At 63.8% G+C, this 15969-nt stretch carries 14 protein-coding genes and 2 pseudogenes; 8 read left to right on the top strand and 8 right to left on the bottom strand.

Going from position 1 to position 15969, the window contains the following annotated elements; genetic code table 11:
• Window positions 1-221: 221 nt before the first annotated feature.
• The 3 genes from ggt to KCG88_RS12255 all read right to left on the bottom strand — a co-directional run bounded on the left by ggt (window position 222) and on the right by KCG88_RS12255 (window position 4046).
• Window positions 222-1889, bottom strand: a complete 1668-nt coding sequence (gene ggt / locus KCG88_RS12265; protein WP_077933310.1) for a gamma-glutamyltransferase — start codon at window positions 1887-1889, stop codon at window positions 222-224.
• A 587-nt stretch (window positions 1890-2476) separates the two neighbouring features.
• A complete protein-coding gene (locus KCG88_RS12260; RefSeq protein WP_047283829.1) occupies window positions 2477-3388 on the bottom strand; it encodes a LysR family transcriptional regulator in 912 nt (303 codons plus the stop codon).
• 67 nt (window positions 3389-3455) lie between these two features.
• Complete coding sequence (locus KCG88_RS12255) at window positions 3456-4046, bottom strand: NAD(P)H-dependent oxidoreductase (RefSeq protein WP_047283828.1); 591 nt, start codon at window positions 4044-4046, stop codon at window positions 3456-3458.
• Window positions 4047-4249: 203 nt separating this feature from the next.
• Between KCG88_RS12255 and KCG88_RS12250 the strand changes: the two genes are divergently transcribed.
• The gene (locus KCG88_RS12250) at window positions 4250-4564 is read left to right on the top strand and encodes a putative quinol monooxygenase (RefSeq protein ID WP_019095171.1); all 315 of its coding nucleotides are present in this window, start codon (window positions 4250-4252) and stop codon (window positions 4562-4564) included.
• A gap of 9 nt (window positions 4565-4573) precedes the next feature.
• Here the strand turns inward: KCG88_RS12250 and KCG88_RS12245 are convergent, their stop codons facing one another.
• Entirely contained in the window at window positions 4574-5338 is a 765-nt protein-coding gene (locus KCG88_RS12245; protein WP_047283827.1) for a sulfite exporter TauE/SafE family protein, read from the bottom strand.
• Between the two features lie 214 nt (window positions 5339-5552).
• Here KCG88_RS12245 and KCG88_RS12240 point away from each other — a divergent pair, with 214 nt between their 5' ends.
• The 3 genes from KCG88_RS12240 to KCG88_RS12230 all read left to right on the top strand — a co-directional run bounded on the left by KCG88_RS12240 (window position 5553) and on the right by KCG88_RS12230 (window position 7502).
• Entirely contained in the window at window positions 5553-6434 is an 882-nt protein-coding gene (locus KCG88_RS12240; protein WP_210712459.1) for a LysR substrate-binding domain-containing protein, read from the top strand.
• 56 nt (window positions 6435-6490) lie between these two features.
• A complete protein-coding gene (locus KCG88_RS12235; RefSeq protein WP_047335609.1) occupies window positions 6491-7066 on the top strand; it encodes an NAD(P)H-dependent oxidoreductase in 576 nt (191 codons plus the stop codon).
• A 64-nt stretch (window positions 7067-7130) separates the two neighbouring features.
• The gene (locus tag KCG88_RS12230) at window positions 7131-7502 is read left to right on the top strand and encodes a MerR family transcriptional regulator (protein WP_210712458.1); all 372 of its coding nucleotides are present in this window, start codon (window positions 7131-7133) and stop codon (window positions 7500-7502) included.
• Window positions 7503-7968: 466 nt separating this feature from the next.
• Here the strand turns inward: KCG88_RS12230 and KCG88_RS30950 are convergent.
• The 3 genes and pseudogenes from KCG88_RS30950 to kynU form a co-directional block, all read right to left on the bottom strand.
• Window positions 7969-8191, bottom strand: a pseudogene (locus KCG88_RS30950) (IS5/IS1182 family transposase); the annotation flags it as partial.
• Window positions 8118-9591 (bottom strand): annotated as a pseudogene (locus KCG88_RS12225) (amino acid permease). The pseudogenes KCG88_RS30950 and KCG88_RS12225, both read right to left, overlap by 74 nt.
• Before the next feature lie 111 nt (window positions 9592-9702).
• On the bottom strand, window positions 9703-10953 hold the full coding sequence (gene kynU / locus KCG88_RS12220) for a kynureninase (RefSeq protein WP_011059126.1): 1251 nt from the start codon (window positions 10951-10953) through the stop codon (window positions 9703-9705).
• Between the two features lie 187 nt (window positions 10954-11140).
• On the opposite strand from kynU, the gene KCG88_RS12215 reads away from it, so the two are divergent.
• Entirely contained in the window at window positions 11141-11614 is a 474-nt protein-coding gene (locus KCG88_RS12215) for an Lrp/AsnC family transcriptional regulator (RefSeq protein ID WP_047284153.1), read from the top strand.
• Between the two features lie 6 nt (window positions 11615-11620).
• Here the strand turns inward: KCG88_RS12215 and KCG88_RS12210 are convergent, their stop codons facing one another.
• The gene (locus KCG88_RS12210; protein ID WP_011059124.1) at window positions 11621-12634 is read right to left on the bottom strand and encodes a helix-turn-helix domain-containing protein; all 1014 of its coding nucleotides are present in this window, start codon (window positions 12632-12634) and stop codon (window positions 11621-11623) included.
• A 369-nt stretch (window positions 12635-13003) separates the two neighbouring features.
• Between KCG88_RS12210 and antA the strand changes: the two genes are divergently transcribed.
• The 3 genes from antA to antC are packed head-to-tail and all read left to right on the top strand — an operon-like array spanning window position 13004 to window position 15926.
• Window positions 13004-14392 (top strand): anthranilate 1,2-dioxygenase large subunit, encoded by a 1389-nt coding sequence (antA, locus tag KCG88_RS12205; protein ID WP_047283823.1) that lies wholly within the window; start codon window positions 13004-13006, stop codon window positions 14390-14392.
• A gap of 2 nt (window positions 14393-14394) precedes the next feature.
• Entirely contained in the window at window positions 14395-14886 is a 492-nt protein-coding gene (gene antB / locus KCG88_RS12200) for an anthranilate 1,2-dioxygenase small subunit (RefSeq protein ID WP_047283822.1), read from the top strand.
• Between the two features lie 17 nt (window positions 14887-14903).
• Complete coding sequence (gene antC / locus KCG88_RS12195; protein ID WP_047335604.1) at window positions 14904-15926, top strand: anthranilate 1,2-dioxygenase electron transfer component AntC; 1023 nt, start codon at window positions 14904-14906, stop codon at window positions 15924-15926.
• Window positions 15927-15969 lie beyond the last annotated feature (43 nt).

Raw genomic sequence — 15969 nt, 5'->3', positions numbered from 1 at the left:
CCTGATAGACGGACCGGCAGACGCGGCCCTGGGAAGAGCGGGAAGAAGGCGGGGAATGTTACGGAATTGAGCCGCCGCCGACCAGCCGGCCGTCGGCGCCTGCACAACGAAGGTAGGAGCTGGCTTGCCAGCGAAGGCGCCTTCGTGGCTGGCGCAAGACCCGAAGGCCTCTTCGCCGGCAAGCGGAACGCCGCCCGGCCAGCTCCTACCGGGGGCAGCGGTTATTTGACGACCTTGCCGACACCACGACCACGTGGATCGGAAGCGGTTTCAAGCGCGGTGCCATTGACCCGGATCGCCTGGATATCGCCCATCTCCCAGCCCTGGTCTTCCAGGGTGTAGCCCATGGCTTTGAGCTCGTCGGCCACCTTGCCGGTGAGCGGCGCATAGGCGTCGTAGTAGATCGTGTCTTTGGGCAGCAACTGGTGATGCACGCGCTGCGCGGCCACGGCCTTTTCCAGGGGCAGGTGGTAGTCGTAGAGGTTGTTCAGCACCTGGAAGATCGAGGTGAAGATCCGCGAACCACCGGGGGTGCCCAGCACCAGGGTGACCTTGCCATCGCGGGTCACCAGGCTCGGGCTCATGGAGGACAGCATGCGCTTGCCCGGGGCGATGGCGTTGGCGTCGCCGCCCACTACGCCGAAGGCGTTGGCCACGCCTGGCTTGGCGCTGAAGTCGTCCATTTCGTCGTTGAGCAAAAAGCCTGCGCCCTTGACCACCACGCCGCTGCCATAGTCCCAGTTCAGGGTGTAGGTGTTGCTCACCGCGTTGCCCTGGGCATCGACGATGGAGAAGTGGGTGGTCTGGTGCGGCTCAAGCCCGGGGCGCACTTTCTCGGTGGCCGAGATGGCGTTGGGGTTGACCTCGGCGGCGCGTTTTTTCAGGTACGCCGGGTCGGTCAGTTGCTTGACCGGAACATCGGAAAACGCCGGGTCGCCCAGGTAATCGGCGCGGTCGGCGAACACCCGCTTTTCGATTTCCGCCAGCAGGTGAATGTACTTGGCCGAGTTGAGCTCCACACCCTTGAAGTCCGCGGCGCGCTCTTCCTTGATGCTGATCAGCTGCGCCAGGGCCACCCCGCCAGAGCTGGGTGGCGGCGCGGTGTACAGGGTGTTGCCACGGAAGCTCACCTGCAGCGGCTGGCGCCACTGAACCTTGTAGTCCTGCAGGTCCTGCTTGGTGATCAGGCCCTTGTCGGCCTGCATCTGCGCCACCAGCAAGTCGGCGGTCTTGCCGCTGTAGAACTCCTTGGCGCCCTGGTCGGCGATGCGCTCCAGGGTCGCGGCCAGCTCCGGCTGACGGAAGGTCTCGCCCGGTTTCATGCTGCCGAAGTAGTCGCCGAAGTTGGTGGTGCCGTTGAACAGCTTCAACGCATCCTCGCGGTACTGGTACTGCTTGTCGGCCACCTTGAAGCCGTTCTTCGCATAACCCACGGCCGGGGTGATCAGCTCGCTCCAGGGCAGCTTGCCGAACTTCTGGTGCGCCTCCCACAGGCCCATCACCGTACCCGGCACCCCGGCGGCGCGGGCGCCCACCAGGCTCAGGTTCTCGATCACCTCGCCCTTTTCATTCAGGTACATGTTCCGGGTCGCGGCCTTGGGCGCGGTTTCCCGGTAGTCGAGGAAGTACGGCTTGCCGTCGATGTACATCGTCATGAACCCGCCGCCCCCGATGTTGCCGGCCTCGGGGTAGGTCACGGCCAGGGCGAAGGCCGTGGCCACCGCGGCATCCACCGCGTTGCCGCCCTTCTTGAGGATCTGCGCCGCGACATCGGCGCCGTACTGGTTGGGCGCGGCCACCGCGCCGCCTTCCAGGGTCACGGCGAAGGCCGAGCTGCTGGCGGCGATAGCGGCCGTCAGGGCCAGGGTCTTGAACAACAGAATGCGCATAGGTCCTTCCTTTTCTTGTTATTGAACGGCAAGAACCTTAGGCCCCAGACCCGGGTTTGAGCAATCGCCAATCGTGGCACGAACGTCCCAAGCCTCCGCCATGGATAACCGTAGGAGCTGGCTTGCCAGCGAAGGCGATCTCGGGACTGGCGCCAAATCCGGAGGCCCCTTCGCCGGCAAGCCGGCTCCTACAAGGGATCGGTTGCCAGACAGAACCGGGGCATAAAACCAGGTAGGAGCTGGCTTGCCTGCGAATGCAATTTCGAGAGTTGCGCAAAACCCGGGGGCCTCTTCGCCGGCAAGCCGGCTCCTACAAGGGGTCGGTTGCCAGACAGAACCGGGGCATGCAACCCGGTAGGAGCTGGCTTGCCTGCGAATGCAATTTCGAGAGTTGCGCAAAACCCGGGGGCCTCTTCGCCGGCAAGCCGGCTCCTACAAGGGATCGGTTGCCAGACAGAACCGGGGCATACAACCCGGTAGGAGCTGGCTTGCCAGCGAATGCAATTTCGGGAGTTGCGCAAAACCCGGGGGCCCCTTCGCCGGCACGCCGGCTCCTACGGGGGATAGGCGGGGAATGGGGGGAGCCTTCAGCCCTGGAACTCGGGGTGGGCGTAATCGGCCAGCTTGCCCTGGATGAAATCCAGGAAGCACTGGATGCGCAGGGCCAGTTGCGAGTTGCGGTAGTACACGGCGTTGATCGGCTGGCGATAGCCACTATTAAACGAGGCCAGTACCGGTAGCAGGCGCCCGGCGCGGATGTCGTCGATGGTCATGAAGTGCGACAGGCAGGCAATGCCCTGCCCTTCCAGCGCCAGGTGGCGCAGGGTCTCGCCACTGGAGGCGCTGATGCCCGGCTGGATCTGCCAGCGGTCGCCCTGCACATGGCGCAGCGGCCAGTGGTTGAGGGTCTCGGTCTGGGTAAAGCCCAGCAGGGTGTGCCCGGCCAGTTCGGCCACGCTCTGCGGCGTACCGTGGCGGGCCAGGTAGTCGGGGCTGGCGAGGATGTGCAGCGGGCTGCAGCCCAGGGAGCGGGCATGCAGGGTGGAATCCGCCAGCACGCCGATGCGGATGGCGATGTCGGTGCTCTGTTCCAGCAGGTCGATGATCAGGTCGTTGCTGTTGAGCTCCAGCTGGATATCCGGGTACAGGCTGCGGAACTCAGCCACGTAGGGAACGATGGCATGCAGCATGAAGGGCGATGCGGCGTTGATCCGTAGGCGCCCGGACGGGTTGCGCTGGCGCGACGACAGGCGCTCTTCGAGCTCGTCCATCTGATCGAGGATCAGCTTGGCCTGTTCGAAGAAGTAGCGCCCTTCCTCGGTCAGGTCCATGCGTCGCGTGGTGCGATTGATCAGCGTGGTGTCGAGCTTGGCCTCCAGCCGCGACAAGCTGCGGCTGACCGCCGAAGGGGTCTGGGCCAACTGCTCGGCGGCGGCGGAAATCGAGCCGCACTCGATGACACAGACGAAGACTTGCAACTCGTCGGATCGGGCTTTCACATGAGTCCTCTGGCGGCAGCGGGGCGACATCGCCCCTGAATTTCAAGGCACTCAATAGTAGCCGGATTCAGCTCGGCAGATTGAACACCGCCTTGAGGTGTTCCTCGTAACGCTGCACATCGCCTTCGATGTTCGGGCGTTTCATCACATCCACGCAGAGGAAGGTTGGCAGGGCGCTCATGCCCAGGAACTGGTTGGCCTTGTGGAACGGGAAGTAGACCGCGTCCACGCCCTTGGCCTCGAAGAAGTCGGTGGGATCGTCGAAGGCTTGCTGCGGGGCGTTCCAGGTCAACGAAAGCATGTACTGCTTGCCCTGGATCAGGCCGCCGCTGCCGTACTTCTGCGAGGCATCGGAGCGGGTCCGGCCGTCGCTGGCGTAGAGGCTGCCGTGGCCTTCGGTGAACACCTCGTCGATGTATTTCTTGACGATCCACGGCGCGCCCATCCACCAGCCGGGCATCTGGTAGACGATCACGTCGGCCCAGAGAAACTTTTCCACTTCCTCCCGGATGTCATACCCCTCGTCGATGTGGGTGACCTTGACCTCCACACCACCCCGGTCGAGCACCGCCAGGGCAGTGTCGTGCAGGGTCGCGTTGTAGCGGCCATCGGAGTGGGCGAATTGCTTGGCGCCATTGAGCAGCAGTACTTTTTTCATGATCCAGCCTCATCGGGAACAACCCGTTGCGCATCGGTGGCGGCGGGCTGTAAAGATTGAAAACGATGGCGGCAGGTTAATCAGGCCAGGGCCGGAGAATAAGCCCGGGTTGTTCAAAATACATTTGACTCAAACGCACGAATCGATAGCGGATTGTTGCCTTAGAATTTTTGCCGACCTCCCCATCAGCAAGAGTGCTCCTTATGCCCACACCCCAGGCCTTCATCCTCCACGCCAAGACCCGCCCGGAGCGGGCTGATGCCTTCGAGGCGTTCTTTCTCGGCCATGTAGCCGCCAGCCGCGCTGAAGCCGGCTGCATCGAATACCACATGCTGCGGGACCGGCAGGACCCGAGCCTGTTCATTTTCTACGAGGTCTGGGCTTCCCAGGAGGCGCTGGATAGCCACTCCAGCCTGCCGCACATGCAGCAGTTCCTCGACGCGCGCATGGACTACCTGGAGCAAGACTTCCAGATCCGCGCCATCGACATGCTCAGCCCGGCCGCGGCTGGCCGCTGAGCCAAAGGTCTAGCCGCTGATCAGCAAGTGCCCGCCCAAGAGGCCCATGCCGACAAAGAACACCCGCTTGAACAGCTGGGCGCTGATGCGCTGGCGCAACCACTGCCCCAGCCCCATGCCCAGCAGCGCCGGGGCCAGGGTCAGCAGCGAGGCTCCCAGCTCGGTGCCCCCCAGGGCGCCGCGCCACAGCAGGCCGCCGGCCAGGGCCAGGGTCGAGACGGTGAACGACAGGCCCAGGGCCTGCACCAGCTGATCCTTGTTCAGCCCCAGGGCTTGCAGGTAGGGCACCGCCGGGATCACGAACACCCCGGTGGCCGAGGTGATGACCCCGGTGACCAGCCCGCACAGCGGTCCCAGCCAACGCTCCTGGGCCGCCGACACCCGCAGGGTCGGCAACAGCAAGCCGCTCAGGGCATATAGCAGTAGCGCCGCCCCCAAGCCCCGCACCACCCAATGCCCGGCGTCGATTCCCAGCCACAGGGAGCCGGCGGCGGTGCCGGCAAAGATCGCCAGCAACATCGGCCACAGGCGCTTGAGCAAGGCCGGCAGATGCCCGCCAAAGGCCAGTTGCCAGAGATTGGTCAGGGTCGCCGGAATGATCAGCAGGGCCGCAGCCTGCGCCGGTGCCATAGCCAGCCCCAAGAGGCCCATGGCCACGGTGGGCAGGCCAAGACCGATCACCCCCTTGACCATGCCGGCCAGCACAAAAGTGCCGATCACCAACAGGGAAAGGGCCATTCCGAGATTTTGATAAAACGCGAGTGAGCTGTTCATGGGCCTATGCTGCGCCCTGCACGCCCTGCTGAAAATCTGCCATATACTGAGCCAGCCTCTTGCCCGGCAATAGGCACATATAAAAACCTATGGCCCGTAGCGCCGTAGGAGCTGGCTTGCCAGCGAAAGCGATTTCGAGATTTGCGCAGAACCCAGCGGCCTCTTCGCCGGCAAGCCGGCTCCTACAAAAACGATGTTCCCCGAGAGATGCCCCATGCACTTCGACCTGATCGACCTGCGCCTGTACCTGAACATTCTGGAGGCCGGCAACATCACCGCCGGTGCCGCTCGCAGCCACTTGTCGCTGGCCGCCGCCAGCGCTCGAATCCGCGCCATGGAGGCCTCGCTGGGCATCGAGTTTCTCGAACGCGGGCGTCGTGGCATCCGCCCGACAGCCGCCGGCAAGGCCCTGGCCCAGCACGCGCGAACGCTGCTGCTGTACGCCGAGCACCTGCAGCAGGACCTTGGCGAATACGCCAGGGGGGTCAAGGGCCAGGTGCGCCTGTTGTGCAACACCACCGCACTCAGCGAGTACCTGCCAGAGTTGCTGGCAGACTTCCTGCACAGCCAGCCCCATGTCGATATCGAGCTGCAGGAGCTGCCCAGCCAGCGCATTACCCACGCCCTGCGCCAGGGCGCGGCGGACCTGGGGATCGTCTCCGACGCGGTGGACACCCAGGGCCTGATGACCCGGGCCTTTCGCGACGACCCACTGGTGCTGGTGATGCCCCCGGACCACCCCTTGGGTGCCCTGGCGGCCCCCAGCTTCAGCGACAGCCTGGCCCACGACTATGTCGGCCTGGCCAGCCACAGCGCCCTGGCGGTGTACCTGGAGGAACAGGCCCTGCACCTGGGCCGGCGCATGCAGTTGCGCGTCCGCGCCGAAGGCTTCGACGCCGTGCTGCGCATGGTGGCCCGCGGCGCCGGGCTGGCCCTGGTGCCCCTGGCGGCCCTGCAACGCAACCCGCACCTGGCTCTGCAAAGCCGCCCCTTGAACGAAGCCTGGGCGCGCCGCCGCTTGCTGCTGTGCGCCCGCGACTTCGACGCCCTGCCCCTGTATGCCCAGGGCTTGTGCCGTGCGCTGCTGGAGCCTTGACTCTCCCCTTAGGGGCAGACTTTAGCCTTGGGGTTTACTCCTCAAGGACCACGGCAATGAGCAAACGCATCCTGGTGATTCTCGGCCACCCTTCGCGCCACAGCCTGTGCGCGGCATTGAGCGAGCGCTACGTGAAAGCGGCGCAGGAAGCCGGCCATGAAGTGCGCCAGCTCAGGCTCGGAGAGCTGCATTTCGACCCGGTGCTGCGCGAAGGTTATCGCCAGATCCAGCCCCTGGAAGAAGACCTGCGCAAGGCCCAGGCCGACATCCTCTGGGCCGAGCACCTGACCTGGGTCTTCCCCATCTGGTGGGGCGGCATTCCGGCGCTGATGAAGGGTTTTCTCGATCGCGTGCTGCTGCCGGGCTTCGCCTTCAAGTACCGCCCCGGCAAAGCCTTCCCGGAGCAACTGCTCAAGGGCCGCAGCGCCCACCTGCTGGTGACCATGGATACACCGCCCTGGTATTTCCGCTGGTTCTACCGCATGCCCGGCTTGCAGCAGATGCGCCGCACCACCCTGGCCTTCTGCGGCATCAAGCCCTTGCGCACCCTGACCTTCGGCCCGGTGCTGGACGCCAGCCAGGAACGCCGGGCCGATTGGCTACTGCAAGTGGAGCACCTTGCCAGGCAGTGAAAGCGCCGGATAATGCGCAACGCCGTCCACCGCCCGACGACCCGGTACTGGAAAAGGAGCCTTCATGTACATCGGCCAAGCCGCGCAACTGTCCGGAACCACGGTCAAGAGCATCCGTCATTACGAAGCCATCGGCCTGTTGCCCGAGGCGCCACGCCAGGGTCGCTACCGCCTGTATGACGCGCAGAGCATCGAGCAGCTGATGTTCATCAAGTGCGCGCAGCAGTTGGGTTTCAAGCTCAAGGAGTTGCAGCAGGTGTTCGCCACGCACCAGGGCCAGGCCTTTCCCTGGGACCGCGCACAAGCCGCCCTGACGCAAAAGAGGCGCGAGCTGCAACGGCAGATCGATGATTTGCAGCAGTTGCAGGGCCGGCTCGAAATCTTCGAAACCCGCCTGCAACAGGCCCGCGAGGAATGCCCCCTGGACAGCCTCTAGCGGGTCGTTGAGAAAGGAGCAGAAAAGTGCATCCCGATAGAAAACTCAATTAATTAGTGGCGCCAATCAGGCTCAGCGGCTCGCACGAACAAGTACGCAGGCACCGTCCAGACCTCCGGATTCGCTCCACCAGCTCCGCCCTTAGACTTTCGGATGCAACTTGGGGCACCAAACCAAACTGCGATGTGTTCCTCGGGGACATTTGGGTCCCCCTCAATGCCGACCACGACCGCCAGAAGGCCGTCTAGCTCGACTAAGTCACCACGTTGCCAATTTGTCATGCGCAGCACCTTTGAAGGCTTTCGATTTTCAAGTCGGCTCGTTCGTCGCAAGCGCGACACTCACCACAACTCAAGTCGGGGATGGCTGCCACCACCCAGCGATTGCGCCCAGGCGGATCAGATTGTAAGCCGCTAAGGCCCAGGTGACCCAGCCTCGCACGGTGGCGAGACCTGACCACCCTCCTTAGTCGCTCACTACGCACGCTATACACAACCTGCACCAGCGATGCTCGGAGAATCCGCTCAGGGAATCCACGGCCGCCCAGCGTCCGCATAGCGGGTGTCCAGCAGATCGCTCAGCTCGCGGAGAATCGTATCGACCAGGAGACGATGCCTACGAATGGGCTGATCGGCCGGTACGTACGAGAACACGCCAAGCTGCTGGACATCCGGAAGGCGTGGCCTCAGACCTCGGACAGTCCGGCGACCGTCCTGGGCTTACGAAAGCACAGGTAGTAGACCAGGGTCAGCAACAACAGGAAGGGCACGCCGAACACCAGGGTCATCTTGAACGCCTCGGTGAAGAAGGTGGTGATCATCACCGCCCCCATCAGCACCAGCCCCAGCAGGGTGCTGTAGGGAAACAGGCGCATGCGGAACGACAGCTGCTGCTCGCCGTGGCGCTGGTGATAGCGGCGGAAGCAGTAGTGGGTGAGGAAGATCATGAACCAGGTGAAGATCGCGCCGAACATCGAGATCGCCATCATCAGGGTGAACGAGCTTTCCGGGTACAGCACGTTGACCAGGGTCGCCAGGGCGATGCCGGAGCTGGACAGCAGCAGGGCATTGAGCGGAATCCCGTTCTTGCTCAGGGCCCCCATGGACTTGGGCGCATAGCCGGCGCGAGACAGGCTGAACATCATCCGCGTGGTGATGTAGAGCTGGCTGTTCATCGCCGATAGCGCGGCGATCAGGATCACGAAGTTCATTACCCCGGTGGCCCCGGGAATACCGATGGTCTGCATCACCGTGACGAACGGGCTCTGGGCCTTGCCGGCCTGGGCCCAGGGCACGATGGCCAGCATCAGCGCCAGGGTCAGCAGGTAGAACACCACCAGGCGCACGATGGTGGCGCGAAAGGCCTGTTTCACCGCGCGTTGCGGGTCCTTGGCCTCGCCCGCCGCCACCGCGATCATCTCCACGCTCAGGTAGCTGAAGATCGACACGATCACGGCAATCCACATGCCTTCGAAACCGTTGGGAAAGAAGCCGCCGTGAGCGCTGTAGTTGTGCAGCCCGTAGTCGGGGTTGCCAGAGCCGAACACCACGTACACCGCCAGGATGATGAAGCCGACGATGGCGGCGATCTTGATGGTGGAAAACCAGTATTCGAAGTTGCCGAAGGTCTTCACGCTGATGCCGTTGAGCACGATCAGCACGCTGGAGAAGGAGATGATCCACACCCACTCCGGAACGTTGGCGAACCAGTACTTCATGTACATGGCGATGGCCGTGACTTCGGCCCCCACCGCCAGCACGATGGCCGCCCAGTAGGCATAGCGCACCAGGAAACCGGCCAGCGGGCTGACGTAGAACTCGGCGTAGGCACCGAAGGAGCCGGAGGTGGAATGGGCCACGGTCATTTCCGCCAGGCAGCCCATCAGGATCAGGGTGATCAACGCGCCGATGGCGTAGCTCAACAGCACGCTGGGGCCGGCATAACCGATGGCGTAGGCGCTGCCCATGAAGAGCCCGGTGCCAATGGCCCCGCCGATGGCGATCATGCTCATCTGGCCGGCGGTCAACTGCCGCCTGAGGCCGTGCTCGCGATTGGATATCGCTTCGAAACCCTTGTTGGAGGTGGTCACTTTGAGTGCCTCTTTATTGTTGTGTGCACGTATGAATCGTTGTGACGGCCCGTCCTTGTGCCGCAGGCCTGGTCGCCGCACAGGGCGGCAACCAAGGGGGTGAAACACGCCTCAGGTCACGCTGTGGCGCACCTGGAATTGCGCCTGGGCCCAGGTTTTCTGGTCGAGGATTTCACCGAGGATCTGCACCGCGTCCCACACCTCGCTGAAGCGGGTGTACAGCGGAGTGAAGCCGAAACGCATGATCCGCGGCTCGCGGTAATCGCCGATCACGCCCCGGGCGATCAGGGCCTGGATCACCGCGTAGCCTTCGGGGTGTTCGAAGCTCACGTGGCTGCCACGCTTGGCATGCTCACGCGGGGTCACCAGCTTCAGCTCGTGACCGGCGCAGCGCTGTTCCACCAGTTCGATGAACAGGTCGGTCAGCGCCAGGGACTTGCGCCGCAGGCTCTGCATGTCGGTCCGTTCGAAGACTTCCAGGCCGCATTCGACCATGGCCAGAGAGGTAATCGGCTGGGTGCCGCACAGGTAGCGGGCAATGCCGCTGGAAGGCTCGTAGCGGGTGGCCATGTCGAACTGCCGGGCATGGCCGAACCAGCCGGACAGCGGCTGGGTAACCAGGTCGCAGAGCGCTGGAGCGACCCAGGCGAAGGCCTGGGAGCCGGGGCCGCCATTGAGGTACTTGTAGGTGCAGCCGATGGCGTAGTCGGCGCCGCTGCGGCCCAGGTCCACCGGCACCGCGCCGGCCGAGTGGGCCAGGTCCCAGATGCTCAGGGCGCCCGCCTCATGGATCAGCCCGGTGGTCGCCTGCATGTCGTGCATGTAGCCGGTCTTGTAGTTGACGTGGGTCAGCAGCACCACCGCGGTGTCCTGGTCGATGGCCGCCGGCAGTTGTTCCGGGCTGTCCACCAAGCGCAGGGAGTACCCCTGCTGCAGCAGCTGGGTCAGGCCTTCGACTATGTACAGGTCGGTAGGAAAGTTGCTGCTTTCGGAGACGATCACCCGCCGCTGGGGCGCACGTCCGGCCTGGACCTGCAGGGCAGCGCTGAGGACCTTGAACAGGTTGATGGAAGTGGTATCGGTGATGACCACCTCACCAGCACCCGCACCGATCAGCGGCGCCAGCCGATCCCCCAGGCGCTGGGACAGGTCACGCCAGCCGGCCGTGTTCCAGCTGCGAATCAGGCCCTCGCCCCACTCTTGCTCGATCACCTGCCGGGCCCGCTCGGCAGCCGCCACGGGGCGGGCTCCCAGGGAATTGCCATCGAGGTAGATCACCCCTTCGGGCAGGCTGAACTGTTGGCGCAGCGGCGCCAGGGGGTCCTGTTCATCGAGACGCAGGCAGTGGTTTTTATCGATCATTGGCAGTCCTGTCTTGGTCAATGTCATGCCCGCCGTAAGGGGCCGGGCACGGGGTCCTGGAAACCCGGAAACTTGAGAAATAATGGACGAAGACCGGGAGAATTTTCGTGCAAAGTGCAGCGCGCTGTCGTACTAATCTCGAATAAAATTCTAATCCTCCAATAAAAAACGCGGATTTATGCCAACCATGACCCTCGACTCCACGGACCTGCGCATCCTCTACTTCCTGCAACAGGACGGGCGTATCAGCAATCAGGAACTGGCGGAGAAAGTCGCCCTCTCGCCCTCGGCCTGCCTGCGCCGCCTGCGCCTGCTGGAAACGGAAGGGATCATCAGCGGCTATCGCGCCCAGCTCAATGCCGAGCGCCTGGGCATCGAGCTGGAGGCCATCGTCCACGTGTCCCTGCGCCAGGACGTGGAAGGCTGGCACGAGACCTTCATCGGCAAGGTCCAGCAGTGGCCGGAAGTGGTGGCCGCCTACGTGATCACCGGCGCCAGCAACTACGTGTTGCGGGTGCAGGCGCGCAACCTCAAGCACTTCTCGGATTTCATCGTCAACCACCTGAACCGTGCCTCGGGCGTGACCGACATCCGCTCGGAAATCGTCCTGCAGAAGATCAAGGAACAGAACAGCCTGCTGGACCTGGTGCAGCGCAAGTAAGGCGTCCTAGAACCCGGCCGGGCGCCGCGCGGGGTGACGCTGGGCAGTGACGCTCGGGGTTTCGTCGAACAGCTTGCGGTACTCGGCGGAGAACCGCCCCAGGTGGGTGAAGCCCCAGCCCAGGGCAATCTCCGAGATGTTGCGCGCCGAGCCGTGCTCGAGAATTTCCTGGCGCACGCCATTGAGCCGGTGGCGCTTGAGGTAGGCCATGGGCGACAGGGCGAAGTATTTGCGAAAGGCCTCGAACAGCTTGAAGCGCGAGACGCCGGCGGCGGCCTCCAGGTCTTCCAGGTGTACGGTCTCGCGGGCATGTTCATGCAGGTGCTGGCGGGCCCGTACCAGATAGTGGGGCAGCTTGACCCCGAGCATTGCCCGCAACTCGCTGGAGTAGTTGTTGGGCTGGGCCAGGATCAGGCCCTTGATCAATGAGCTTTCGATTTCCCGGGTGAAGGCCAGCTGTTCATAGAGCTCGTTGCCCTGGGCCAGTTCGCCGATGAAATGCTGCGCCATGCGCCACCAGGCCGCGGCGGCACCGTGCAGCGCATCCATGCCGGGCTCGAAACGCAGCGGCTCCAGCACCGGGCGCTGCAACAGGCCTTCCAGGGCCTCGCTCATGGCCGGCCGGGAAATCACCACCTGCAGCTTGCGACAGTCTCCGGAGATGGCCAGCACCTGGCTTTCGTTGGGGGCGATGATCACCCCCTGGCCGCGGTCCGAGCGCAAGAGGCGCCCGTCCTTGCTCAGTTCCTGCTCACCGCACAACGGCAGGCTCAGGCTGTAGCTGCTGAAGCGCTCGGTGTCCTGGATATCCACCACCACATCGGTGCCGTATTCGATGATGCCCAGGGTCGTGGAACGGGACCTGAGCACGTTGGCACTGTGGTGGAAACGAATGCGTTCGGGGTTGGCGGTTTCCAGGCGGTGAGGCCCACAGATTCCCGCCATCCAGTTCCTGGCCCCTTCAAGGTCAAAGCGATCGATACGAATCTCGCGAAACTGCCCATCAGCCTTGCTATTCATCACGGCGCACCCACGGCAATTTTTATTCAGCGCGCTCTGACGGCGCGTCTTGTATGACAGGGCAAGTTTTGCGCCAGCCGGCGACGCTGCCAACCCAGTGGATAGCAATCGTCGACTAAGTGGATAACCGGGCCCCATCACTCTCATTGGCTGCGCTCACAGTAGCCGATCAGCGCACCAACAGGCAGCCCTCCATCGCTTGCCTGCACGATGCTGGGTAGATGCTACCCAGGGGCCTGCTGCTCCATGCCTTGCCGGGAACGGGCAATTTTGTGGATGACCTTGGCCGACTAAGCGGATAGCCGCAGGCCCCCTCCCCTCTCTCTAATGACTGCACCCGATTGGCCTGAATAAAAAAGGTACCGACTCATGAGTGGTGCAAGAAACGTCGAGCAGTGGCAAGACTTCATCGGCAGTTGCCTGGATTTTCGTCCCGCGGACGGGGTGTTCCGTATCGCCCGGGACATGTTCACCGAGCCCGAGCTGTTCGACCTGGAGATGGAGCTGATCTTCGAGAAGAACTGGATCTACGCCTGTCACGAAAGCGAGCTGCCCAACAACCACGACTTCATCACGATGCGCGCCGGGCGCCAGCCGATGATCATCACCCGCGACGGCGAGGGCCGGCTCAATGCCCTGATCAACGCCTGCCAGCACCGCGGCACCACCCTGACCCGGGTCGGCAAGGGCAACCAGTCCACCTTCACCTGCCCCTTCCACGCCTGGTGCTACAAGAGCGACGGGCGCCTGGTGAAGGTCAAGGCGCCAGGGGAATACGACGAGGGCTTCGACAAGGCCACCCGCGGCCTGAAGAAGGCCCGCATCGAGAGCTACAAGGGCTTTGTCTTCATCAGCCTGGACGTGGCCGCCGACAACAGCCTGGAGGACTTCCTCGGCGATGCGCGGATCTTCTTCGACATGATGGTCGCCCAGTCCCCCGACGGTGAGCTGGAGGTGCTGCCGGGCAAGTCCGCCTACACCTACGACGGCAACTGGAAGCTGCAGAACGAGAACGGCCTGGACGGTTATCACGTCAGCACTGTGCACTACAACTACGTGGCCACGGTGCAGCACCGCCAGCAGGTCAACGCCGACAGCGGCGCCGGCAGCAGCGCCACCCTGGACTACAGCAAGCTCGGCGCCGGCGACGCCAGCACCGACGATGGCTGGTTCGCCTTCGAGAACGGCCACAGCGTGCTGTTCAGCGAAATGCCCAACCCGGCGGTGCGCTCCGGCTACGCCAGCATCATGCCGCGCCTGGTGGCCGAGCACGGCCAGGCCAAGGCCGAGTGGATGATGCACCGCCTGCGCAACCTGAACATCTACCCCAGCCTGTTCTTCCTCGACCAGATCAGCTCCCAGTTGCGGATCATCCGCCCCATCGCCTGGAACAAGACCGAGATCATCAGCCAGTGCATCGGCGTCAAGGGCGAGAGCGACGCCGACCGGGAAAACCGCATCCGCCAGTTCGAGGATTTCTTCAACGTCTCGGGCATGGGCACGCCGGACGACCTGGTGGAGTTCCGCGAAGCCCAGCGCGGTTTCCAGGGGCGCCTGGAGCGCTGGAGCGACATCTCCCGCGGCCGCCAGCACTGGGTCAGCGGGCCCACCGCCAACAGCGAGAACCTGGGCATCCAGCCGGCCATGACCGGCACCGAGATTACCCATGAAGGGCTGTACGTCAACCAGCACCGCAACTGGCAGAAATTCCTTCTCGACGGCCTGCAGCGCCAGCCCCTGAAACTGCGTGAGGTGTGAACATGAATGCGCAATTGCAGTACCAGATCGAGCAATTCTTCTACCGCAAGTCCGAGCTTTGCGATGCCCAGGACTGGGACGCCTACCTGCAACTGTTTGCCGTGGACAGCGAGTTCCACCTGCCCCAGTGGGACTCGGAACACGTCTACACCCAGGACCCGAAACGCGAGATGTCGCTGATCTACTACGCCAACCGTTCGGGCCTGGAGGACCGGGTGTTCCGCCTGCGCACCGGCAAGGCGGCCTCGACCATTCCCATGCCGCGCACCTTGCACATGGTCAGCAACCTGCGCATCGCCGAGGGCAGCAACGGCCTGCTGCGGGTGCGCCTGAACTGGCACACGCTGTTCTACCGCCTGGCCACCTCCGAGGAGTTCTATGGCCATGCCACCTACGACCTCAAGCCCCAGGGCGACAGTTGGCTGATCCAGCGCAAGCACGTGCTGCTGCTCAACGACACGATCAACTCGGTGCTCGATTTCTATCACCTCTGACCCACGGAAGTTCTCCCATGACGCACAAGGTCGCGTTCAGCTTTGCCGATGGCAAGACCCTGTTCTTCCCGGTCAAGGCCAATGAAATCCTGCTCGACGCCGCCCTGCGCAACGGCATCAAAATCCCCCTGGACTGCCGCGAAGGGGTCTGCGGCACCTGCCAGGGCCGTTGCGAATCCGGCCAGTACAGCCAGGACTATGTGGACGAAGAAGCCCTCAGCGCCCAGGACCTGGAGCAGCGCAAGATGCTCACCTGCCAGACCCGGGTGCAGTCGGATGCGGCGTTCTACTTCGACTTCGAATCCAGCCTGTGCCACAGCGCCGACCCGGTGCAGTTGCAGGGCTCGGTGATCGACGTGCGCCAGGTGTCCGAAAGCACCGCCATCCTCCACCTGGACCTGGGCGGCAATCAGGCACCACTGGATTTCCTCCCGGGCCAGTACGCCCGCCTGCGGATTCCCGGCACCGACAGTAGCCGGGCCTACTCCTTCGCCAACCGGCCGGCGGCGGACAACCAGTTGCAGTTCCTGATCCGCCTGCTGCCCGACGGGGTGATGAGCAACTACATCCGCGAACGCTGCCTGGTGGGCGACACCCTCCAGTTGGAGGCACCGCTGGGGGCCTTCTACCTGCGCCAGATCAGCCGTCCGCTGATCCTGGTGGCCGGCGGCACCGGGCTCTCGGCCCTGCTGGCGATGCTCGAACAGATCGTCGAGCAGGGCTGCCAGCAGCCGGTGCACCTGTACTACGGCGTGCGCCACAGCCGCGACCTGTGCGAGCTGGAGCGGATCCAGGCCCATGGCGAACGCCTGGCGGACTTTCGCTTCACCCCGGTGATCAGCGACCCCGACCCGGATTGGTCGGGCAAGCGTGGCTACATCAGCGAACACTTCGACAGCAGCGAACTGCGGGACCAGGACACCGATATGTATGTCTGCGGGCCGCCGCCAATGGTCGATTCGATTCGGATCTGGCTGCAAGAACAGCAACTTAACCGCGTTCAGCTGTATTACGAGCGGTTCACCGAGAGTAATATCTGATCCCGTCAGCATTCGCCGTGATCGACCCTGATCGATCCTGATA

The sequence above is a fragment of the Pseudomonas sp. MWU349 genome, from assembly GCF_017947325.1.
Taxonomy (GTDB): Bacteria; Pseudomonadota; Gammaproteobacteria; order Pseudomonadales; family Pseudomonadaceae; genus Aquipseudomonas; species Aquipseudomonas protegens.
Note: the sequence above shows the minus strand (reverse complement) of the source record. Positions and strands in the feature narration are given on the sequence as shown.